Annotated in this window: 15 protein-coding genes; 5 read left to right on the top strand and 10 right to left on the bottom strand. The window is 73.1% G+C overall.

The features are described from left to right. Positions 1 to 54: 54 nt before the first annotated feature. Both WMF12_RS13945 and WMF12_RS13940 read left to right on the top strand, forming a co-directional pair. Entirely contained in the window at positions 55 to 498 is a 444-nt protein-coding gene (locus WMF12_RS13945) for a BON domain-containing protein (protein ID WP_437871828.1), read from the top strand. 31 nt (positions 499 to 529) lie between these two features. After that, a complete protein-coding gene (locus tag WMF12_RS13940) occupies positions 530 to 1,075 on the top strand; it encodes a DUF3341 domain-containing protein (RefSeq protein ID WP_437871826.1) in 546 nt (181 codons plus the stop codon). 67 nt (positions 1,076 to 1,142) lie between these two features. On the opposite strand, the gene WMF12_RS13935 is transcribed toward WMF12_RS13940, so the two are convergent. Then, positions 1,143 to 1,742, bottom strand: a complete 600-nt coding sequence (locus WMF12_RS13935) for a cysteine hydrolase family protein (RefSeq protein WP_437746101.1) — start codon at positions 1,740 to 1,742, stop codon at positions 1,143 to 1,145. A gap of 269 nt (positions 1,743 to 2,011) precedes the next feature. Here WMF12_RS13935 and WMF12_RS13930 point away from each other — a divergent pair, with 269 nt between their 5' ends. Both WMF12_RS13930 and WMF12_RS13925 read left to right on the top strand, forming a co-directional pair. After that, the gene (locus WMF12_RS13930; RefSeq protein WP_437871824.1) at positions 2,012 to 2,974 is read left to right on the top strand and encodes a Ku protein; all 963 of its coding nucleotides are present in this window, start codon (positions 2,012 to 2,014) and stop codon (positions 2,972 to 2,974) included. Positions 2,975 to 3,046: 72 nt separating this feature from the next. Continuing rightward, positions 3,047 to 4,249, top strand: a complete 1,203-nt coding sequence (locus tag WMF12_RS13925; RefSeq protein WP_437871822.1) for a putative sensor domain DACNV-containing protein — start codon at positions 3,047 to 3,049, stop codon at positions 4,247 to 4,249. A gap of 33 nt (positions 4,250 to 4,282) precedes the next feature. Here WMF12_RS13925 and cheB read toward each other — a convergent pair whose 3' ends face one another. From cheB to WMF12_RS13890, 7 genes are read right to left on the bottom strand one after another with little or no spacing between them, the layout of a single operon-like run. After that, positions 4,283 to 5,317, bottom strand: a complete 1,035-nt coding sequence (cheB, locus tag WMF12_RS13920; protein WP_437871821.1) for a chemotaxis-specific protein-glutamate methyltransferase CheB — start codon at positions 5,315 to 5,317, stop codon at positions 4,283 to 4,285. Further along, on the bottom strand, positions 5,314 to 6,144 hold the full coding sequence (locus WMF12_RS13915) for a CheR family methyltransferase (RefSeq protein WP_437871819.1): 831 nt from the start codon (positions 6,142 to 6,144) through the stop codon (positions 5,314 to 5,316). Before WMF12_RS13915 ends, cheB begins: the two co-directional genes overlap by 4 nt. 10 nt (positions 6,145 to 6,154) lie before the next feature. Beyond that, the gene (locus WMF12_RS13910; protein WP_437871817.1) at positions 6,155 to 8,518 is read right to left on the bottom strand and encodes a HEAT repeat domain-containing protein; all 2,364 of its coding nucleotides are present in this window, start codon (positions 8,516 to 8,518) and stop codon (positions 6,155 to 6,157) included. Next, positions 8,515 to 11,064 (bottom strand): methyl-accepting chemotaxis protein, encoded by a 2,550-nt coding sequence (locus WMF12_RS13905; RefSeq protein ID WP_437871815.1) that lies wholly within the window; start codon positions 11,062 to 11,064, stop codon positions 8,515 to 8,517. The genes WMF12_RS13910 and WMF12_RS13905 overlap by 4 nt, the downstream gene beginning before the upstream one ends. Then, the gene (locus WMF12_RS13900; protein ID WP_437746094.1) at positions 11,054 to 11,491 is read right to left on the bottom strand and encodes a chemotaxis protein CheW; all 438 of its coding nucleotides are present in this window, start codon (positions 11,489 to 11,491) and stop codon (positions 11,054 to 11,056) included. Before WMF12_RS13900 ends, WMF12_RS13905 begins: the two co-directional genes overlap by 11 nt. After that, positions 11,488 to 13,734: a chemotaxis protein CheA gene (locus WMF12_RS13895; protein WP_437871807.1), complete on the bottom strand. Its 2,247-nt coding sequence runs from the start codon at positions 13,732 to 13,734 to the stop codon at positions 11,488 to 11,490. Before WMF12_RS13895 ends, WMF12_RS13900 begins: the two co-directional genes overlap by 4 nt. Before the next feature lie 4 nt (positions 13,735 to 13,738). Continuing rightward, on the bottom strand, positions 13,739 to 14,122 hold the full coding sequence (locus WMF12_RS13890; RefSeq protein WP_437746092.1) for a response regulator transcription factor: 384 nt from the start codon (positions 14,120 to 14,122) through the stop codon (positions 13,739 to 13,741). A gap of 539 nt (positions 14,123 to 14,661) precedes the next feature. Between WMF12_RS13890 and WMF12_RS13885 the strand changes: the two genes are divergently transcribed. Continuing rightward, positions 14,662 to 17,202, top strand: a complete 2,541-nt coding sequence (locus WMF12_RS13885) for a hybrid sensor histidine kinase/response regulator (RefSeq protein WP_437871793.1) — start codon at positions 14,662 to 14,664, stop codon at positions 17,200 to 17,202. A 69-nt stretch (positions 17,203 to 17,271) separates the two neighbouring features. On the opposite strand, the gene WMF12_RS13880 is transcribed toward WMF12_RS13885, so the two are convergent. Together WMF12_RS13880 and WMF12_RS13875 are read right to left on the bottom strand one after the other, a co-directional pair. Further along, positions 17,272 to 17,652 (bottom strand): response regulator, encoded by a 381-nt coding sequence (locus tag WMF12_RS13880; RefSeq protein WP_437299693.1) that lies wholly within the window; start codon positions 17,650 to 17,652, stop codon positions 17,272 to 17,274. Positions 17,653 to 17,737: 85 nt separating this feature from the next. Continuing rightward, positions 17,738 to 20,812 (bottom strand): ATP-binding protein, encoded by a 3,075-nt coding sequence (locus tag WMF12_RS13875; protein WP_437871780.1) that lies wholly within the window; start codon positions 20,810 to 20,812, stop codon positions 17,738 to 17,740. Positions 20,813 to 21,211: the final 399 nt, after the last annotated feature.

The raw sequence follows: 21,211 nt of genomic DNA, 5'->3' as shown, positions 1-21,211 counted from the left end.
CACCGACAGGCGCTCTCCGCCAGGGATGGCCCGGGCCTTGCGAGGGTGCCGGGCATGAACACAGCAAAATTCGTCCTGCTGCTGCCTCTCTCGCTTGCCGCTGCGGCCGGCTGCGATCGAGCGGAAGGCACGACTCGCTCGGACGGCAGTCCCGCGGTGCCGGGCGAGGTCGCCCAGCGGGCGAACAACCCCACGCCGACGGCCGCCGACAACACAGGCAAGAACGATCGCGATCGCGATCCCGCCGCGCTGACCCCCGGGGACCAGGGCGAGAACGAGGCCGATCGCACGATCACCCAGAAGATCCGGCAGGCGGTGGTCGCGAACGACACGCTCTCGATGAGCGCGAAGAACGTCAAGATCATCACGACGGGGCAGGTGGTGACGCTGCGCGGCCCGGTGAAGAGCGACAAGGAGAAGGCCGACATCGCCGCCATCGCCCTCGGGATCCCGGGTGTGCACAGGGTCGATAACCAGCTCGAAGTCGACGTTGACTGAACCGATACGAACGGTCCGAAAGGAAGACACCATGGCAACGAAGAAAGCGGTCCTTGGCCTCGTGAGCACGCTCGCTCAGGCAGACATCATCGTCGGCGATCTCCAGCGCGCCGGCTTCATGACCAGCGACATCTCGGCGCTCTTCCCCGACAAGCACGGGACGCGGGACTTCGCGCACGAGAAGCACACGAAGGCGCCCGAGGGCGCGACGGCGGGCGTCAGCGCGGGCGGCGCGGTCGGCGGGACCATCGGGCTGCTCGCCGGCATCGGCGCCCTCGCCATCCCGGGGCTCGGGCCGTTCATCGCGGCCGGCCCCATCATGGCCGCGCTGAGCGGCGCCGCGGCTGGCGCCGCGCTCGGCGGCGTGACCGGCGCCCTGATCGGGCTCGGCATCCCCGAGGTCGAGGCCAAGCAGTACGAGGGCAAGATCAAGGGCGGCAACATCCTCATCTCCGTCCACGTCGAGGACAGCAACGAGCGCGCGCTCGCCAAGCAGATCCTCGAGCGCGGCGGCGCGACCGACGTCGCGGTCCTCACCGAAGAGGGGATCTCGTCGAAGCACAGGGCCGTCGCCTGAGCGTGACGCGCTGTCATCCCACGTGATCTCGGGCAGCTGCCCGCCTGACGCCGCGCATCGGCCGGTGTCAGGCGGGCAGCCGCTCGAGGTCGAGCTCGTCCGACGGCGTGATGTCGGCCTTGAGGAAGCGCTGCATCTGCCGGAGCGCGTGGCCGTTGTCCTCCTCGGTCTCGGAGGCCACGCAGTCCGACGGGACGAGCAGCCGGTAATCGCGCATGTAGGCGTCGTTCGCCGTGAACAGGACGCAGATGTTCCCCGCCATGCCGGTGAGGAGGAGCGTCTGCGCGCCGAGCGACTCGAGCAGGATCTCCAGCGTGGTGCCGTAGAAGCCGGAGTGCTTGGGCTTGAGCACGAAATAATCGTCCTCTCCAGGCCGCAGCAGCGCCGCGATCTCGCGGCCGCACACGCCCTCTTCCAGGCAGTGCTCGATCTGACGGTGGAAGTTGGATTGCCAGCGGCCGAAGTTGTCGTTCACGTAGACCGCCGGAATGCCGGCGTCGCGACACCGCTGCTTCAGCGCCCGGATGCGGTGCGCCATCGGGAGCGCGTGGGCGAGCAGCCGGTCGCCTCCCGGGAAGTCCAGATCGTTGATCACGTCGATGAGGAGCAGCGCTGTCCGGCTCTCGTCCGGCGCGGCGCCGTGAAGGTCGTGGGAACGCCGAGGCATGTCGTGCGCGGGTTATACTGCAGGCGAGGGCGCGCGGGGCAGCGATCACCGCCGATCACCGCCGCGCCTGGTCCGCCGTGGCGAAACGCGACCTCGGCTGTGGCAGCGCGCGGCAGGGGGCGCAGGATCCGCGATGGCCCCCAGGCGGCCAGGACGGGCGCGCGGCGCAGGATGCGCGAGGACGCGTCGTCGGCCGCCGGCTTGCATTGCTCGCCATGACGGACCTGGCGCGGGCCCCTCGGGTCGCCTTCCGGGTCGAAGGAGCGCACATGCCTCGCAGCATCTGGAAAGGGAGTATCAGCTTCGGGCTCGTGCAGATCCCGGTGGCCCTCTACCCCGCCGAGGAGCCCGACGAGCTCCACTTCACGCAGCTCGACAGGCGCACCATGGCGCCGATCCGCTACGAGCGCGTGAACCGGGAGACGGGCGAGCCGGTGAGCTGGGACGATATCGTCCGCGGCTATCCCTACGAGAAGGGCGAGTATGTCGTCCTGTCCGACGAGGACCTGCGCCGCGCGAACGTGGAGGCGACGCAGACCGTGGACATCCTCGACTTCGTCGACGCCTCGGAGATCGACCCGATCTACTATGACAAACCGTATTTCCTCGCTCCCGCGTCTCAGAACGGCAAGAAGCGATCGCCGGTGACGGCGTATGTCCTCCTGCGCGAGGCGCTGCGGAAGACGGGCAAGGTCGGTATCGCGAAGGTCGTGATCCGGACGCGCGAGCACATCGCCGCGGTGAGGCCTCACGGCAGAGGGCTCGTGCTGAACCTGCTCCGGTTCGCGCACGAGCTCCGCTCCGATGAGGAGCTCGACCTGCCCGAGATGGACGCCCAGGGAAAGGGGCTCGGGAAGCGGGAGCTGGAGATGGCGGAGCGGCTGGTGGCCGAGATGGCCACCGCGTGGGAGCCGGAGAAATACAAGGACGAGTACCGCGACGACGTGATGAAGCTCATCGAGAAGAAGGTGAAATCCGGCCGCACGACGGCGCCCGCGGAGCCTGTCGAGGAAGAGCGCCACCGCCGCGCCACCGGCACGGTGGACCTCATCGCGCTGCTCAAGAAGAGCCTCGGACAGAAGGGCGAGAAGGCCGCGAACGACGAAGCGAACAGCGGCGCGAAAGACGGTGCGAAAGACGGGAGAAGAGCGCCGGAAGAAGGCGGCAAATCCAGGGTGCGAAAGGCGGAGGCCCCGAAGCGGAAGGGCCGCAGCTCGCGTCGGGCCGCGTAGCCCGCACGGAGAAGCGGCCTGCACGCCGCCCGCCGGTCTCACCGGGGGCGCAGAGGAGGGTAGAGCGAGCTCATGCGCCCCAAGTATCCGGCGGACGTCACGGCGGCTTTTCTCGAGCTGCAGGGGCAGCCCCCGCTCGCGGCGCAGAAGCTGGCTCCGGGCGCCCGCGTCGCCCCCGACGAGGCGCCGCCCTCCTTCGCCGCGATCCTGACGCAGCTGATCGAGACGCTGTTCTTCGCGTCCATGGCGACGGAGGAGGGGCGGCTCAACCCGATCGGCGTCGTGTTCGCCGAGCGCCTCGCCGAGTTCGAGTCCGGAGAGCCCGCGTGGGATCTCGTGCGGTTCGGGTCTCCGGTGGCGTTCGACGCGGAGCACCTGGCCAACCTGGGCCCGGCGAGCGCGTGGCCGCGCGCCTTCCTGGCCGTGGTGCCGCTCGATGGGTCGCTCGCCGTCGCCGGCATCGCGGTGCCGCACAGCCGGCCGTCGTTCGCGCTCGATCAGCTCGTGCGCGTCGTCGCCCCGAAGCCCGGCGTCGTGGCCGTGTACCGCGGCGAATGGGAGGTCGTTCGTTACGAGCGCGGCGCCGTACGGACGTGGATGCCCAAGAACCGGCCGCTGCTCGACTCCATCGAGCGGACCGTCGCGCGGGACCAGGCCAGCGCGCTCGCCCGCAACGTGCGCGGCTATCTGCTGCGCATCGTCGAGGGAATGGTCGAGCTCGGTCGCGGCGGGCTCCTCGTCGTCCTGGGGCCCGGCGAGGGCCTGCCGCAGCTCTTCGGGGAAGAGGGCAATCAGCTCGACACCGAGGTCAAGCGGCTGGCCCCTGCCCTGTGCCTCGGCTCGGCCATCCTCGACCTCGCCGGCGCGCACGAGACCCACCTGCCGGACGGGCCATGCCAGCCGTCCGGGGGGAGGCCAGCGCCGCGTGACTCGGAAGACGCGCTGCAGAGATCCGAGCGCGTCAGCCGGCTGCTCGAGCTCATCGTGCGGCTCACGACCGTCGACGGCGCGGTCGTGATGAGCCACGCCCTCGACGTGCTCGCGTTCGGCGCGAAGCTGCCGCCTCCGAGGGCGATCATCTCCGAGGTCTTCGCCGCCACCCCCGACCAGCGGATGGACGCGAGCTTGAGCCTCGACGCGCGCGGCACCCGCCACCGCGCGGCCGCGGCGTTCGTCGCAGGGTACCCGGAGAGGATCGCCTTCATCGTCTCCCAGGACGGCAACGCGGCGACGTTCCAGGAGATCGAGGGGAAGGTCGTCTACTGGCCGCTTTGACGAGGCGCGGCGCGCGAGGCGCGACCTGCGAACTCAAAGATGCCGCAGGATGGCCGCAGGCATCTGATCGAGCGGCGCCGCGGCCGCGGCGAGCCCGGCCTCCAGCACGCGGCGGGGCATGCCGTAAACGACGCAGGACGACTCGGCCTCCGCGAGGACCCTCCCGCCCGCCGCGCGGATCGCCCGGGAGCCCTCCAGGCCGTCGTCCCCCATGCCCGTCAGCACGACCCCGAGGACGCCCGGCCCGAACTCGGCCGCGGCGCTCGCGAAGAGCAGATCCACGGACGGGCAATAGAGGGACGCGCTGGCCGTCGCCACGAAGCGGACGCTGGCGCGCGCGAGGTTGCGCCGGACCTCGAGGTGCGTCCCCCCGCGCGCGAGGGCCACGAGCCCGGGCCGGAGCGGGAGATCGTCCGACGCCTCGACGATCGAGAGCGCGCTCGCCTCGTCCAGGCGGCGCGCCAGCGATTCCGTGTAGCCAGGAGGGATGTGCAGCGCGACGACGATGGGGACCGGGAACCCGGCGGGCATCGCCGCGAGGAGACGCGTCAGCGCCAGCGGGCCGCCGGTCGACGCGCCGATCACGACGACCCGCGTGCGCGACAGCGCCGGGATCGGGCCAGGCGCGGGCGGCGGCGCGGGCGGCGGCTCCACGCGGTGGACCTTCGCCTCGGCGGCGGCGAGCACCTTGCGGACCAGCTCGTCCGCGAGGCCGAAGAGGCGATCGGTCGCGAGCGCCGTCGGCTTCTCGACGAGGTCGGTCGCGCCTTGCTGGAGCGCCCTGACGCCGAGATCACTGTCCGCCTCGGCGCTGCTCACGACGATCACCCGCGGCGCGCCCTCGCGCGGCAACGACGCGAGCACGCCGAGGCCGTCGAGGTTCGGCATCACGAGATCCAGCGTGACGACATCCGGCTTGTAGCGCGCGATCTTCTCCAGCGCGTCGAGGCCGTCCATGGCCGTGTCGACGACCTCGATCGAGGAGCTCGCGCCGAGGACCTGCCGCAGCACCTTGCGCACGAAGGCCGAGTCGTCGACCACGAGCACGCGGACCGCACGGCGCCTCATGGCTCCGCGTTCCGGTACAGGAACACGCCGCCCCGCTCCTCGCAGGCGAGCGCGGTGCCGAGCCGGAAGAGCGACTCGGAGACCCCGACCAGGAGGATCCCGCCCGCGGAGAGCGCCCCCGAGAGGTTCTTGACCACCCACCGCGCCGTGTTGTCGTGGAAGTAGATGAGCACGTTGCGGCAGATCACGACGTCGAGCTGCCCGAGCGACGCGATCTGGGACGCGTCGAGCAGGTTGATCCGCCGCCAGTCGATCGCCCGCCTCAGGTCGGCGCTCACGACGACGCGGTCGGGCGTCACCTGCAGCCACCGCTCGGCGAACGGAGGGGGCGGGGCGTTGCTCCGGAGCGAGCGCGGCCCGAGCACGCCGGCCTGGGCCCGCGCGAGCGCCCGCGCGCTGATGTCGCTCGCGATGAGCTCGACCTTGTCGAGCAGGCCCCGCTCGGCCAGGAGCATCGCGAGCGTGAACGGCTCCTCGCCGCTCGAGCAGGCCGCCGACCAGAGCCGCGGCCGGCCGCCCGCCGCCACGCGCGGCGCGACGAACTCCGAGACCGCGAGCTCGAGCTGCGCGAGCTCGCGGAAGAAGTACGTCTCGCCCACGACCAGCCCGTCGATCAGCGCGTCCATCTCGGCCGCGCCCGCCGGGTCGTAGCGGAGGAAGTAGTAGTAATCGAGCAGCGAGTCGAAGCCGGCGTCCAGGGCGCGCGCCGACAGCTTGTCGCCGAGCAGCTCGCGATCGGCCGCGTCGTAGTGGAAGCCGATCTTCTCGGCGACGAGCGCGCTGAAGATCGCGAAGACCTGCGGAGAGATGGGGAGGCGGCTCGTCATGCCCACGGGATCAGACCCACTGCGCGAGGACGGACGCGGACACGCGCCGCACCTCGGGATCAGGATCGGTCCGCGCGGCGCACTCGACCGCCGCGAATCCCTCGCGGGTGGCCACCGCGGCGAGCGTCGTGGCGGCCGCCTTCCGCGCCGGCGCGCGCGGCAGACGGAGCGCCTCGAGGAGCGCGGCGTGCGCCCTGGGGAGCCGCATCCGCGCGAGCGCCGCGGTCAGGAGCGGCGAGAGCTCGTCGTCCGCCGTCCCCAGCGCGTCGAGGATGCCCTCGATGCGGCCCGGCACGGGCGTCGAGAGCGCGGCGAGGAGCGGGCCCTGCGCCCGCGCCGTGACGAGCAGCGCGACCAGGGTCCTCGTCGCCTCGGCGCCGGGCCGCCCCGCGATGAAGCTGGTCGCTGCCGCCCGCACGCTCTCGTCGGGGTCACCCACCGCGCGCACGAGCGCGGGCAGGACCTCGGGCGACGAGAAGCCGGAGATGGCCGACACCGCGACCAGCCGGGTCGCCACGTCCGGGGACGAGAGCGCGTCGAGCAACGTCGGCAGCGACGCCTCCCGCCCGGCGATGCCGAGCCCGATCAGCGCCGACCGCCGCATGTCCGTGTCGCCGTCCCGGGCCGCCTGCTCCAGCGCCGCGAGCGCGAGATCGCCCTTGATCCCCGACAGCGCCTCGATCGCCGCCACGCGCACTTGGCCGCTCTCGTCCCGGAGCCGCTCGGCGATGACCCCTGCCGCCGCCTCCCACCCGAGCTTCCCCAGCGACTGGCAGGCGTAGTACCGGACCCACGCGTCGCCGTCGCGGAGCCCCGCGAGGAGCGCGCCGATCACGCGAGGGTCCCGGCGCGACTGCCCGAGCGCCCGCATCGCCACGGCCCGGATCCGCGACGTGGGATCGGCCGCGACCGCGACGAGCGCGTCGAGCGCCGCCGGCGCCGCGAGGGACGCGAGGCCATGGATCGCCTGCTCGCGCGCCCGCACGTCGGGGTCGCAGAGGCCGTCGAGGAAGACCGGCAGCGCCGACGCAGGCGCGAGGTGCCCGAGGATCCGCAGGGCCGTCCGCCGCGCGGCCGGGGCCCCGTCGCGGGCCGCGGCGAGCGCGAGCGCCTCGACGTCCGGGCCGCCGAGGCCCTGGATCGCGGTCGTCGCTGCGTGGACCACGCGAGGGCTCGGGTCGTCGAGGACCTGGAACAGCGCGCGCGCCGAGCCGGGCTCCGCGATGCGCGCGAGCGCGTCGCACGCCGCCGCGCGGACCTCCGCGTCCGGATCGGCGAGGCAGCGCTCCACGTCGCCCGCGGCTGCGACGCCCCGGACGAGCGGCAGGAGCAGGAGCCTGCGCGTGCTGTCGCCGTCGCGCAGCGCCGCGAGCACCCGGGGGTCCGCGCTCCGCGAGAGCTGGCCGAGCGCCTCCGCGGCGGCGCCCGCGACGGGAGGATCGGCGTCGAGCAGGCGCGTCAGCTCGAGCAGGGCCTCGTCGCCCCCGATCGCGCCGAGCACGCTGCAGAGGGCGGCCTGCTCGGCCGGATCCGCGCCCGCGAGGCTCTGGGAGAGCCGCCGCGCCACGCCGGGCGCCGGCGCCTCGCTCCGGAGCGCCTCGTCGATCGGCGCGACCGTCCCGTAGCGCTCGCGGTACCGCTCGCGCAGCTCGGCAAGCGCCGCCGCGGCGACACGCACGACGCCGTCGCTGGGCCGCCCGAGGAGGCGCACCAGCGGCGCCACGGCGCCGCGGCTGCCGGTGCGGCCGAGCGCCCGCGCCGCCTCGAGCAGGTAGCGCGGATCATCGAGGAGGACCGCCAGCGGACCGGTCGCGCGCGGGTCGCCGCTCCGGCCCAGCACGTCGATCGCCGGGAAGACACGGAAGAAATTTCCGCTCGAGACGGCCTCCACGAGCGAGTCGACCGCGGACCTGCCGCCGACCCGGCCGAGCGCCTCGATCGCGGCGACCGCGACGTTGTCGTCGGGGTGCGATGTGAGCTCCGCGAGCCGGGAGACGGCCTTCGCGCTGCCGCGGCGGCCGAGGATCTGCGCCGCGTCGGCGACGAGCGCGGGGCGAGGATCCAGGGTCAGCGCGAGCACGGCGGCGTCGACGTCGCCCAGCGACGCGACGAGCGCGTCGACCGCGGCGGCGATGCGCGCCTCGCTGTCGCGCCGGGTGGAGAGGCACGCGCAGAGGGGGTGGACCGCCGCATCGCCGAGCGCGGCGAGAGACGCGACGACGGCCCGCCGCACGGTCCAGCTCGGATCCGCGAGCATCTCGATGAGCTCAGGCACCCCCGGGGGCCCCGAGGCGGCGAGCCGCTCGACCCGCTCGACGCGCAGCCGCTCCGCGTCCGAGATGGCGAGCGCGGGCGCGGGTCGACGAGCGATCATGCTGTCTCCGGCGGCGTGGGGTGCGGCGTCCCGTTCGCCTTGATGTGGGCGACGGCGTGGGCGACCGTGGCGACGACGCCCGCGACCGCGTCCGCGTGCTCCGCGCTCGCCTGCCGGATCCTGCCGAGCTGCTCGAGCACCTGGCCAGCGTCGCTCGCGATCACGCCGGTGTCCCTCGCGTGCCTGGCCGTGGAGGCGAGCAGCTCCCGGAGCGGGTCGCGCAGCCGCGAGAGCGAGGCGGCGTGCTGCTCGCTCCGGGTCGAGAGCTCGCCGATCCCCTTCTCGGCGGCCTGGAGCGACGACGTATGCCGGTTCGCGCCCGACGCGAGGGCCATGCTCGCCTCCGCCTGATCGGCCACGGCCCGCGCCGCCTGCCTGGCGATCCGGCGCACGGACTCCCCCTCTTTTGCCAGGGCCGCCGTCGCCTTGCCCTGGTCCGCCGTCGCGGTGGTCACCGCCGCCGCGAGCCGCGCGACCTGGCGGGCGGACGCCTCCAGCTGCTTCGCGGCCCGCGCCTGCTCGCCGATGCTACGCGCCGACTGGACCGATACCCGCCGGATGTCGTCCATCGCGCGCGCGATCTCGGTCGCGCCGCCCGCCTGCTCCGCGAGGCCGGCGACCATGCGCTGCGACGCGCCCGTGACGTCCTGCGTGAGCGCCGTGATCCCGGCCAGGGAGCGGGTCTGCTCGACCATGGCGGCGTTGGTCTGCTGGGTCAGCGCGCGCATCTGCGCGGCGACCTTGGCCAGCTGCAACGCCCCCGTCGCCTGCTCGTCCATCGCCCGCGACACGCGCTCAGCGGTGGATGTGAGCTGCGCGTTCGCCTTCACGGATTCCCGCAGCGCGCGCGCCTGCTCGGCGGTCGCGTCCTTCGTCTGCCGGGCCATGCGCCGCATCTCCGCGCTGCCCTGCGCGAGCGCCTGGATCGCCTTGGTCTGCTCGGCCGCGGAGCGCGCGACCGCCCTGCCCTCGTCGCTCATGCGCGACGCGGTCTGGGTCAGGGAGGCCACCGCCTGCACCTGCTCCGCGTTCGCCCGGTCGATGTCGCGGATCGAGCGGCCGAGCTCCTCGACCCCCTGCAGGATGGACGTGAGCGCCCGATCGGCGTCGCTCGCGAGCCGGGTCCCCTCGTCCGCGACCTTCACGCCCTCGCTCGAGGCGGCCACCGCCTCCCGGGCGCTCGCCTGGAGCGCGCGGACGATCTTGGCGATCTCGGCGCTCGAGACGGCGGCCCGATCGGCGAGGTTGCGGATCTCCTCGGCGACGACGGCGAAGCCGCGGCCGTGCTCCCCCGCGCGCGCGGCCTCGATGCTGGCGTTGAGCGAGAGGAGGTTCGTGCGGTCGGCGATCAGGTTGATCGTCTGGACGATGTCGCCGATCTCCTCCGCCCGCTTGCCCATCTCCTTCATGACCGACGCGGAGTCGGCCATCGCCTGCCGGATGCTCCCGAGCCCGGCGATGGACCGGCCGACCGTCGCGGCGCCCTGGCGCGCGGTCGCGACCCCCTGCTCGGCGGTCGTGCGCGCGGTCTCGACGATGGCGACGATCCGCCGCGTCGAGGCCTCGACCTGCGACGACGTGGCGGCGTTGCCGGCCGCGAGCCCGCTGATCTGCTCGGCGCTCTGCGCGACCTGCTGCGCGGCCCGCGCGAGCTGCTCGGCGGCGACCGCGTTTGCCTCGATGGTCGCCGCGTTCTTCTCGGCGGTGGCCGCGACCTCCTCGACCGAGCTCGCGATCTCCGTGATCGTGCTCGCGGTCGTCGACGCGCTCGCGTCGAGCGCCTTCGCGCTCTCGGCCACCCCGCGGATCGACCGCGCCATCTGCTCGGCGGTCGCCGCGGTCTCCTCGACCGCGCTCGCCATCTCGGTCGCGTCCTTCGCGACGCGATCGAGGGAGCCGCTCACGCCCACGACGGCCCCGGCCATGCTCGAGATCTGCGCCCCGACCCCCTTGGCGTCGGCCGAGAGGCGCGCGACGCCCTTCGACATCTCCTCGATGGTGGCCCCGATCTGCTCGATGGCCGCGGCGCTGCTCTCGCCGCGGACCGCCGCCTCGTCGGCCGATCCGCTCGTCACGGAGACCGCGCTGAGGAGCTCCTCGCTGGAGGACGCGAGCTCCTCGGCGCTAGCGCTCACCGCCTTCACCGAGCGGGCGATCTCCTCGAGCGCGACCGCGGTCGTGTCCGCCGAGGCGGCGAGCGCGTCGGCGTCGCCCTTCACGCTGGCGAGCGCGGGGGCGAGCGCGCCGATGCCGCCCGCCATTCCCTCGGTCCCCCTCACGACCTCGATGACGGCGTCGCCCACCCGCTGCCCGGAGCGGGCGAGCGCCTGCGCGGCCGCCCCAGCCTCCTCGATCTCGCCCGCGAGCGCCCCCGCCATGGCTCCCTGCTCCCTGCCGGAGGCGGCCTGCTCGGCGCCGAGGGCGGCGAGCCGCGCGGCCGCCTGCTCGACGCCGGCGACGGTCGCGATCGCCTGACGGAGCACGCGCTCGGTCTGCTCCGCCCGCGCGAGCGCGCCATCGATGTCCGCGATTGCATCAGATGCCATGATCCTGCTCCTCACCGATGATCCTGCCGACGTCGACGAGCATGACGAGGCGCTCCCCGAGCTTCGCGACGGCCCTGACGAACCCGGCGCTCTCCTCCGCCATGACCTCGGGGGGCGGCCTCAGCTCGCCCTCGGCGATGTTGACGACCTCGCGCGCGCTGTCCACCAGGAGGCCCACGGTGCGGCCGCCGCGCTGGACGACGATGACGCGCGAGTCCAGCGTCGGCTCCGCGCTCGGGAGCCCGAAGCGGACGCGCAGATCCACGACAGGGACCACGCGGCCCCGGATCTGCACCAGGCCGCCGACGTACGATCGCGCCCCCGGCACCCGGGTCGCCCCGGCGAACGACTCCATGTGGAGCACGTCCGCCGCCGAGATGATGTACTCGGTGTCCGCCACCTTCAGGACCACGTGCAGATCGCTCACGAGGCCCCCCGGACGAGCACGCCGCGACCGCCGCGGCCAGCGGAGAGCCTGCCGCTGAGGGTGACGAGGTCGAGGACGAGCGTGGGGCGCCCGTCGCCGAGATCCGTCGAGCCAGACACGCCCGGCACCCGGACGAGCGGGTCCTCGAGCGGCCGCACGACCACCTCCTGCTGGCCGATCACGCGGGTCACGCCGAACGCGAAGGGCGCGCCGTGGCGACGGACGACGAGCGCCCTGCGCGCCGGCGAGGCCCCGAGCTCGAAGAGGGCGCCGAGGTCGACCAGGGGCACGACCTCGCCGCGGCGCTCGATCAACATGGTCCCGCCGCGCGCTTCGCCCACGGCTGGCAGCATCGTCCCGCCCCGCGCTTCGCCCGGCGCTGGCAACATCGTCCCGCCCCGTGCTTCGCCCAGGGCTGGCAACATCGTCCCGCCCCGCGCTTCGCCCAGGGCTGGCAACATCGTCCCGCCCCGTGCTTCGCCCAGGGCTGGCAACATCGTCCCGCCCCGCGCTTCGCCCAGGGCTGGCAACATCGTCCCGCCCCGCGCTTGGCCAGGGGCTGGGCCGCGGAGGATGCGCGCGGCGTCGATCTCCATGACCTCCTCGACGCCCGCGACGGGCGTCACGAACAGCTGGTCACCGCACAGGAAGGAGAAGGCGTCCACGATGGTCAACGTGAGCGGGATCCGGAGGGTGAAGGTGGTGCCGGCGCCGGGCGACGTGCTCACCGAGAGCTCGCCGCTGAGCTGCTCCACCGCGATGCGGCGCACGATGTCCATCCCGAGCCCGCGGCCGCTGGTCTTCGTCGCCTGATCGAGCGTCGACAGCCCGGGGAGCGTGATGAGGTCGAGCAGCGCCGCGTCGCTCTCGGGCGCGGGGCGGCCGGCCCGCCTCGCGACCAGCGCGCGATCGATGCCGCGGCCGTCGTCGGCGACGCTGAGCTCGAGCTGATTGCTGGAGCGCTCGAAGCAGGAGACCCGGACGACGCCCTCCTCGGGCTTGCCGAGGCGCCGCCGCTCGGCGGGCGGCTCGATCGCGTGATCGACGGCGTTGCGGAGCAGATGCACGATCGCAGGGAAGACGCGCTCCGCGACCGCCTTGTCGAGCTCGGCCTTGCCGGCGTCGATCTCGAGCCGGACCTGCTTGCCGGTCGCGCGTCCGAGGCCGCGGACGACGAGCGGCACGCGCTCGAGGAGCTCCGCCACGGAGATCATGCGCGCGCGCATGATGGCGCCGCGCAGGTCGCGCAGCGTCCGGTCGTGCTCGCGCAGGATCTCCGACAGATCGCGGGTGTCGACCCCGCGGGCGCGCAGCTCGGCGGCCGCCCGAGCGAGCCGGAACCGCGTCACGACCAGCGCCGAGAGCTTGTCGAGCGCGTCGTCGAGGCGCGCCACCTCGACGCGGACGACGCCTCGGAGCTGGGGCTCCCGGTCCGCCGGCTCGTCCGGCTCGCGCTCCGCCAGCGCCGCGACGGCCGGCGGGACGGGGGGCTCCACGGTGAGCGCGCGGACGCCATCCGCCGCCGCCGCACGCGCGACCGCCTCGTCGGGCGCGCTCGTGAGGACGAGGAGCGCGAAGACGATGCCGCCCGGCGCCCCATCGCCGGCCGGCACCGAGAGCGGGACGACCTTGACGATCTCGGCGAGCTTGCCGACGCGCTCGCGGACGGTCGTGATGTTCACCCCCTCGGCGGTGCGCGCCGGCGAGGGGACGAAGTCGACCCGCAGCGCGCGCCGCCCGCCGGCCACGCCCTGCGCGAGCTGCACCCGCTCGCCAGGCCCGAGCTTCGCGAGGATCTCGGGATCGGCGCCGATGGTCGGCACGGGCGGCGACGGCGCGGCGGCGAGATCGAGCGCGGTGAGCGCGGCGAGGAGCTCGGGCGCCGCCGGCAGCACCGGCTTGCCCTCGGCGAGGGCCCGCGCCCGCTCCTCGATGGACCGGAGCCCGCGGAGCAGGACCTCGATCGACAAGGCGGAGAGGCTCCCGGCCGCCCGATCCGCCGCCCGGAGCACGGTCTCCATCGCGTGGGCGAGATCCACGATCGGCTCCACGCCGACCATGGCGGAGAGGCCCTTGATGGTGTGAAGGGCGCGGAAGAGCTCCCGGATCGCCTTGGGGCTCGACTCGCCGGCGCGGAGGGCCGCCTCGACGGCGAGGAGGTTGGCCATCGACGCGGAGAGGTGCTCTTCCACCTCGACGAGGTAGCCGGCCACGAACTCGTTCACATCGAGCGCGCCGCCCATCCGGTCATCCGGCGCTGGCGCCGTTGTCCTGCAGGAGCGCGCGCACGCTGGCCAGGATGGCGTCGGGAGTGAAGGGCTTCGTCATGAACTCGGACGCCCCCGCGGCGAGCGTGCGGACGCGGGACTCCTCATCACCCCGGGTCGTCACCACCAGGATCGGCAGGCTCCGCAGCCTGTCTTGACCCCGGATGAACTCGATCACCTCGAGTCCCCCGATATCGGGCATATTCAGGTCGAGCACCACGAGATCGAACGGCCTGAGCGAGAGCGTCTCAATCGCCTCAAGCCCGCTCGCCGCGTGCGCGAACCCGTGCTGCTCTGCCCGGAGGCAGGCCACCACCATCTCACGCATCACCCGGCTGTCATCGACGACGAGGATCTCTGCCACAGCGGTGCTCGATCGAGGGAATAGCCTTTCCGAATCCGGGGTGTCAATCGCGCTTGTGCGTCCGTGAGAGAATCAGGGAACTCCCGTCAGACACGTCCCGAGCTGCGGATGCCACGCTCGGGTGAGCAGCGCGCAGCGGCCATGCGCTGCCCGCGCGTAGAGGACCCGGTGCGCCAGCGAACGTCGGCGGGCGCGAACGCCACGACAGACGTCGATGGAACCCGGCGAGCGTTGCGTGATGCGTGGCGCAATGACCAGAAGCAACCTGACGCGACCAGAGGCAACCAGAGGCAACCAGAGGCAACCAGAGGCGACCAGAGGCAACCAGAGGCGACCAGAAGCAACCGACGCAGGCAGGCAGAAGAGGGCGACAGGGCGCCTTTCATCGTATTAGGCTTGCATCGTCGCGGGCTCTCCCTCAGATGAGACTGGGCGGTAAAGATGCTTGCGGAACCAACACGTCTCCGCGTCCCGTCCCGTCCCGAGAGGCGCCGCCCTGTGGCGATATGCCTCACGGCCCCTGCTGCTCCTGGAGAACCATGAATCGGTCAATGACGATGGACTTCGTGCTCGCCGACGCCGCGCGCGATGCGAACGGCCCGCCCCGGCGCCCGGCGCCGGCCGCGGGGCGAGGCGTCCGGGAGGGGGGCATGGAGCCGCCGCCGAGCGAGTACGCGCAGCGCGGGGTGGTGTGGATCCTCGACGATTCGTTGCTGGAGGCCGAGATGGCCGCGCGCGCCCTCGCGCCAGGGTACGAGGTCCAGATCTTCACGGACGCCGCCGCGATGCTCGAGCGCGTGGCGGGGGGCGATCTGCCGGATGTCCTCGTGCTCGACCAGGTGATGCCGAGCATGTCCGGCACCGAGATCTGTGGCCTCTTGCGGTCGCGCGCCGCCACGGTCGGGCTCCCGATCCTCATCCTGACCGTGGCCGGGCAGGAGGAGGACCTCGTCGAGGGGCTCACCGCGGGCGCCGACGACTACGTGGTCAAGCCCTGCCCGGCGGCCGCGCTGTCGGCGCGCGTCGGCGCGCTCCTTCGCTCGAAGCGGCTCCGCGAGCGGGCCGAGCGGGCCGAGCGGATCGCGGCGGTGGAGCGCGATCTGCTGCGGGCGCTCATCGAGCAGAGCGGCGACGGCATCATGGCCGCGGACGCGCGCGGGGCGCTCCGCATCTGCAACGGCGAGGCCCAGCGGCAGCACGGGGTGTACGCGAGCGACGCGCGCGACGCGCTCGACGCGCTCCGGACCCGCGGGCTGCTCGCGCTGGACGGCCGGCCGCTGCGCCCCGACGAGGACCCGCTCCACCGCGCGCTCCGGGGCGAGAAGGTCGAGAACGCGCGCTGGCTCGTCACGCGCCCGGACGGCTCCATCCGCGCCCTCGCCGGGACGGCATCGCCGCTCAGGCACGCCGACGGCTCGCCCGCGGGCGCCGTGCTGATCACGCGCGACGAGACCGACGCGATCGAGGCGGAGCGGGCGCTCCGGGACAGCGAGGAGCGCTATCGCGTGATCATCAGCGCGCTCGAGGAGGGCATCACGCTCCAGGACGAGCGCGGCGTCATCCGCACCGCGAACGCGAGCGCCGAGCGGATCCTGGGCCTGCCCATGGCCCAGCTCGTCGGGTCCACGATGCTGGGCCCGTCGTGCCGGCTCGTCCGCGAGGACGGCTCGACGTTCCCTTTCGAGATGGTCCCCTCGCAGATCGCGCTGCGGACCGGCGCGCCCCAGTCGGGCGTCCTCCTCGGGCTGGAGCGGCAGGGCGGCTCGGTCCTGTGGCTCTCGGTGAACGCGCAGCCGCTCCGCGGCGCGGACGGCTCGGTGGCCGGCGTCGTCTCCTCGTTCTTCGACATCACGGCGCGAAAGCGCGCGGAGGAGGAGCGGCAAGACCTGCTCGCCGCGGCGCAGTCCGCCCGGCGGGAGGCCGAGGCCGCGAGCCACCTGAAGGACGAGTTCCTGGCGACGATGAGCCACGAGCTCCGCACGCCGCTCACGGCGGTCCTCGGCTGGGTCCGGATGCTGCGCACCGGCAAGCTCCCCGAGGAGCGCCGCGACAAGGCGCTGGAGACGGTGGAGCGCAACGCCCAGGCGCAGGCGCAGCTCATCGACGATCTGCTCGACATCTCGCGCATCATGGCCGGCAAGCTCCGGCTGGACGTCCATCCGATCGAGCTCGTGCCGGTGATCGACGCCGCCCTCGAGGTCGTGCGGCCGGCCGCCGACGCCAAGGGGGTGCGGCTCCTGTCGCTCCTCGAGCCCGGCGTGGGCGCCGTCGCGGGCGACGCGGGCCGGCTGCAGCAGGTCGTCTGGAACCTGCTCAACAACGCGGTGAAGTTCACGCCGCGGGGCGGCGTGGTGCGCATCCAGCTCGATCGCGCCGACGGGTCCGCCGAGATCACCGTGTCCGACACCGGCCAGGGCATCGAGCCCGCGTTCTTGCCTTACGTGTTCGAGCAGTTCCGGCAGGCCGAGAGCGGCACGACCCGCAAGCACGGCGGCCTGGGCCTCGGGCTCACGATCGTGAAGAGCCTCGTGGAGATGCACGGCGGCACGGCCCACGCGCTGAGCGACGGGGAGGGTCGGGGCGCCACGTTCGTCGTCCAGCTGCCGCTCGCGGCGCCGCCGAGCCACGACCGGGGGCGCCGGCTGGCGCCGCTGCCGTCCGTCTCCGCCGGGAGCGACCGCCCGCCGGAGCTCGCGGCGCTGAACGTGCTCGTGGTCGAGGACGAGGACGACACGCGCGAGCTCCTCGTCACGATGCTCGAGCAATGTGGCGCGCGCGTGACGGCCGTGTCGTCCGCGGCCGAGGCGCTGCTCGCCGTGAAGGCGCTGCAGCCCGACGTGCTCGTGTCCGACGTCGCGATGCCCGGCGAGGACGGCTACGTGCTGATCCGCAAGATCCGCGCGCTCCCGGCGGCGAGCGGCGGGCGGACCCCGGCGATCGCGCTCACCGCCTATGCGCGCACCGAGGATCGCATGCGCGCCTTGCGAGCAGGGTTCAACACCCATGTCCCGAAGCCCATCGAACCGGCGGAGCTGCTCGCGGTGCTCACGACCATGTGCGGCTCGAGGGCGGGCTCCTAGGTCGCCTGCGGCGCGCCATCGCGCCATCGCGCCGCTCGCACGATCGGCTCGGCGCGGCGCGCCGCCGGCTCACCCCCTCCGGCAGCTCCGCTCGATGGTGTCCATCAGCTTCAGCACGTCGAACGGCTTGCTGAGGATCGCGTCCGCGTCGATGCCGGCGCGCTCCGTCGCGCCGCGCGCGGTCATCACCACGGTGGGCGTGGCGGCGAGCGTCGGGTCGCGCTTCTGCTCGGCGCGAAACTGGAACCCATCCATGACCGGCATCATCAGGTCGAGCAGGACGAGCGCGATGGACGAGGGGTCGTCGCGCAGGCATGCGAGGGCCTCGCGCCCGTTCGCGGCGCAGGCGACCGCATACCCCTCCTCTTCCAGGAGCTCGCTCAACGTCCGGCGGATCGCGGCGTCGTCATCGACGATCAGGATGCGCTTGCTGGGACGGCTCATCGTCATGCGCACTCGCTCCCTCCGCAGGGTGACAGCGACCAGAGCGCCACGACCTCGGGCCGGCCCGCGGGGCCCCCTCGCGCCGGGCGCCTCAGGCGCCCTCGAATCCCGGCAGACCCTGCCGGCCCGAGGCCCGAGGGCCGGCGAGCGGCAGGGTCACCTTGAAGGTCGAGCCCTCTCCCAGGACAGAGCTCACCTCGATCGAACCATCCAGCGCTTCGACCACCTGCATCGTGATGTAGAGCCCCATGCCCAGACCGCCATAGTGCCGCGCCGACACGGCGCGCTCGAACCGCCCGAAGATCCGGCCGATGTGCTCCTGCGCGATCCCGATGCCGTGGTCCGCGATCGTCAACGTGGCCATCGAGCCCACCGAGGCGACGGTGATCTCTATCGGGTTTCCCTGACCATACTTGAGCGCGTTCGAGACGAGGTTTTCGACGACCTGCTCGAGCCGCACCCGATCCCAGTTCCCTGCGGCGTCGTCCGCCGCGCTCACGGTGACCCGCGAGCCCGCCTCCGCGATCTCGCCGCCCTCCTGGAAGCGAGACACCACCTGCCGGACGATGTCCGACAGCCGGACTTGCTCGAGCTCCAGGGCGAGGCGCCCCGCGGAAATGCGGGAGATGTCGAGGAGGTTCTCGACGAGCCGCCTCAGCCGCTCGCTCTGCCGGCGAACGAGCCCGAGCCGGTCCATGAGCCACGGGAGGCGCTCCCTGTCGGGGCACAGCTCGGGCGCGCGGCGCATCAGGGTCTGGATCTGCAGCGCGAGCGGGGTGAGCGGCGTCTTCAGCTCGTGGGAGGCGATCGAGAGGAACTCGTCCCGCAGCGCGATCGCGCTCTGCGCGTCCCTGTACAGGCGCGCGTTGTCCACCGCGAGCGCGCAGCGGCGCCCGAGCTCCTCCGCTGCCGCGAGGTCCGCCCGGCTGTACCGGCGCTCGGATCGCACGACGATGAAGGTCAGCGTCCCGAAGAGCCGCCCGCGCCGCGCCAGCGGGACGCACATGAACGAGTGCCCCCCGATGGCCCGGATCACCCGGAGGTGCTCGTCGTTCTGCGCGATGGCGCACATCTGCTCGTCCGTGAAGTGCTCGACGAGCACCGACCTCTGCTCGAGGAGCACCTTGGTCGGCGGGTGCTCCGGGTTGCCGTCGAGCTTGGGCGCGAAGCGCTTCGCCTCCTCGGCCACGGCCGCGAGCGAAGGGTCCGAGTGCGCCACGCCCACCCGCCGGAAGGTGCCGTCCTCCTCGTCTTGCAGGTCGACGATGCAGAAGTCGGCGAGGACGGGCACCGCGAGCTGCGCCACCCGCGCGAGCGTCGTGGAATAGTCGAGAGACTCGGCCAGCACCACGCTCGCCGCGTCGAGGAAGCGGGGCAGCTCCTGCGCGCGCTCCCGCTCCGCGGCCTCGACGGCGCGCCGCCGCATCCGCGCCATCTCGATCTGCGTCCGGACGCGGGCGAGGAGCTCGCGCGGCGAGAACGGCTTCACCAGGTAATCGTCCGCCCCCGTGTCGAGGCCCTCGACGACGGCGTCCTCCCCCGCCCGGGCGGACACGAGCACCACAGGGACGCTGCTCGTCCTCGGGTCCGCGCGGAGCTCCCGGAGGAGCGCGACGCCGTCGAGCTCGGGCATCATCACGTCGCTCACCACGAGGTCGGGCGGGCGCGCGAGCGCGGCCTCGAGGGCCGCCCGCCCGTCCGAGGCCGCTTCCACGCTCCACCTCGGCGTGAGCAGGTGGACGAGGTACTCGCGCATGTCCGCGTTGTCGTCGGCGACGAGGATCCGGCCCTCTCCGCCGCCCGGGGCGACCTGCACGGGCGCGGCGTCGGCGCGCGGCTCCGGGCCCGCTGGCGCCGCTCCTTCGCGCCCGGGTGAGGACCACTGGGACGCCTCGACCACGTGGAGGCTCGCGCTCGCCGCCGAGGGCGCCGGCTCCCCGGCGGCGACCACGCGCTCCGGCGAAAGGTGCGCGCGGCCCCTCGGGATCGCCACGGTGAACGCGCTCCCCTGCCCCACCGCGCTCGAGGCGCGCAGCGAGCCCCCGTGCGCCTTGACGAGCTCCTGGACGAGGGAGAGCCCGATCCCGGTGCCCTCGATGCTCCGGCTGCGCGCGCCGTTCACGCGGTGGAACCGCTCGAAGATGCGCGGGAGCTCCTCCGAGGGGATCCCGGTGCCGGTGTCGCGCACGGTCAGCTCGACGTGATCCGGGTGAGCGCGCAGCGAGACCGCGATCTCCCCCTCGAACGTGAACTTGAAGGCGTTCGAGAGGAGGTTCATGACGACCTTCTCCCATTGCGCCGCGTCGACGTAGACGGGCTCGGGCAGCGGCGGGCAGTCCACGACGAGCGACAGGCCCGCGCCCTCGATCAGCGAGCGGAAGGAGCTCGCGAGCTCCGCCGTGAGCCGCGCGAGATCGGTGGGCGCGAACGACGTCTGGAGGCGCCCCGCCTCGATGCGGGAGAAATCGAGCAGCGTGTTCACGAGCCGGAGGAGCCGGAGCGTGCTCCGGTGGGCCGCGGCGAGGCCGTCGCCCGCGAGCGACCTCGCCGGGCTCGACAGCGCGTCCTCGACGCGCCCGAGGATGAGCGTGAGCGGGGTGCGGAACTCGTGGCTCACGTTGGCCACGAACTCCGTCTTGAGGCGGTCGAGCGTCGCGAGCTCGTCCCGGTGCTGCGCGACCTCGCGCTCGAGCCGCCGCTGCTCGGTGACGTCCCGCCCCTCGGCGATCATGAAGACGACCTTGCCCTGCCGATCCTTCACGGGGTTCAGGTTGAAATCGATCGTGATGCTCTTCTCACCTTCGTTCCCCCCGAGGACCTCCACGTCGTACCTGACGAACTCGCCGCGCGCCGCGCGCCGCACAGCGTCCTTCAGGCGCTCCTGGATCTCCGGCGAGCCCTGCCACCAGCGGCACTCCCAGAAGGGCACGCCGTGCACCTCCCGCCGCTCCACGCCGGCGCCGCGGGTCGAGGTGTGGTTCGACTCCCAGCTCGTACCGTGGGCGTCGAGAAGGCCGAAGAACTGGAAAGAGCTGTTCATCGCGACCCGCGCCGCGAGGAGCCGCATCAGCCCCGACTCGCGGCCAGGGCTCGCGCGGGCGAGCTCCTGCTTCAGGAGCTCGGTGTCCCAGAGGAGATGTTCTTCGGAGTCGTCCACAGGTCGCACGATCGCGAGGTCTTCCAGGCATTCGATGAAGTCGCGCCCTTCTGCGCGTTCCTCGCTCGACCGCTGTTTCATCCCTTCTCGCATCACGCCCGCGGCTGCTCGAGGCAGAGAACAGCTCATCCTGAAGCGCTTAGTGGAGATCGCCGACCACGCAAGGGCCGAGCGGCAACCCCCCTTGAACTTCCACGGGGGGCCCGCGCGTGGATCCGGATCGTTCGAGCGCACGACCACCCCTGCGTGCGCCGCAGCAGCCGATCACCACCGGCTGCTGCTGAGGCAGCAGCCCCCTCGCACCGCTCCTCCACGGTCACGGCCAAGGCAGAGCTGGCCCGGTTAGTGCACTTGGCATTGGAGGGCGGAGCGCGCAATGACCGTCAGCTCATGAGGGCGCGCAGGGCG

Source organism: Sorangium sp. So ce363, assembly GCF_051520435.1.
In the GTDB taxonomy this organism is placed as follows: domain Bacteria; phylum Myxococcota_A; class Polyangia; order Polyangiales; family Polyangiaceae; genus Sorangium; species Sorangium cellulosum_B.
This window is presented reverse-complemented; position numbering and strand designations above follow the sequence as displayed.

What these genes read in the sequence shown, in the direction of transcription:
- WMF12_RS13945 (WP_437871828.1), top strand. Translation starts at nt 55, where the DNA reads ATGAACACAGCAAAATTCGTCCTGCTGCTGCCTCTCTCGCTTGCCGCT.
- WMF12_RS13940 (WP_437871826.1), top strand. Translation starts at nt 530, where the DNA reads ATGGCAACGAAGAAAGCGGTCCTTGGCCTCGTGAGCACGCTCGCTCAG.
- WMF12_RS13935 (WP_437746101.1), bottom strand. Translation starts at nt 1,742, where the DNA reads ATGCCTCGGCGTTCCCACGACCTTCACGGCGCCGCGCCGGACGAGAGC.
- WMF12_RS13930 (WP_437871824.1), top strand. Translation starts at nt 2,012, where the DNA reads ATGCCTCGCAGCATCTGGAAAGGGAGTATCAGCTTCGGGCTCGTGCAG.
- WMF12_RS13925 (WP_437871822.1), top strand. Translation starts at nt 3,047, where the DNA reads ATGCGCCCCAAGTATCCGGCGGACGTCACGGCGGCTTTTCTCGAGCTG.
- cheB (WP_437871821.1), bottom strand. Translation starts at nt 5,317, where the DNA reads ATGAGGCGCCGTGCGGTCCGCGTGCTCGTGGTCGACGACTCGGCCTTC.
- WMF12_RS13915 (WP_437871819.1), bottom strand. Translation starts at nt 6,144, where the DNA reads ATGACGAGCCGCCTCCCCATCTCTCCGCAGGTCTTCGCGATCTTCAGC.
- WMF12_RS13910 (WP_437871817.1), bottom strand. Translation starts at nt 8,518, where the DNA reads ATGATCGCTCGTCGACCCGCGCCCGCGCTCGCCATCTCGGACGCGGAG.
- WMF12_RS13905 (WP_437871815.1), bottom strand. Translation starts at nt 11,064, where the DNA reads ATGGCATCTGATGCAATCGCGGACATCGATGGCGCGCTCGCGCGGGCG.
- WMF12_RS13895 (WP_437871807.1), bottom strand. Translation starts at nt 13,734, where the DNA reads ATGGGCGGCGCGCTCGATGTGAACGAGTTCGTGGCCGGCTACCTCGTC.
- WMF12_RS13885 (WP_437871793.1), top strand. Translation starts at nt 14,662, where the DNA reads ATGAATCGGTCAATGACGATGGACTTCGTGCTCGCCGACGCCGCGCGC.
- WMF12_RS13880 (WP_437299693.1), bottom strand. Translation starts at nt 17,652, where the DNA reads ATGACGATGAGCCGTCCCAGCAAGCGCATCCTGATCGTCGATGACGAC.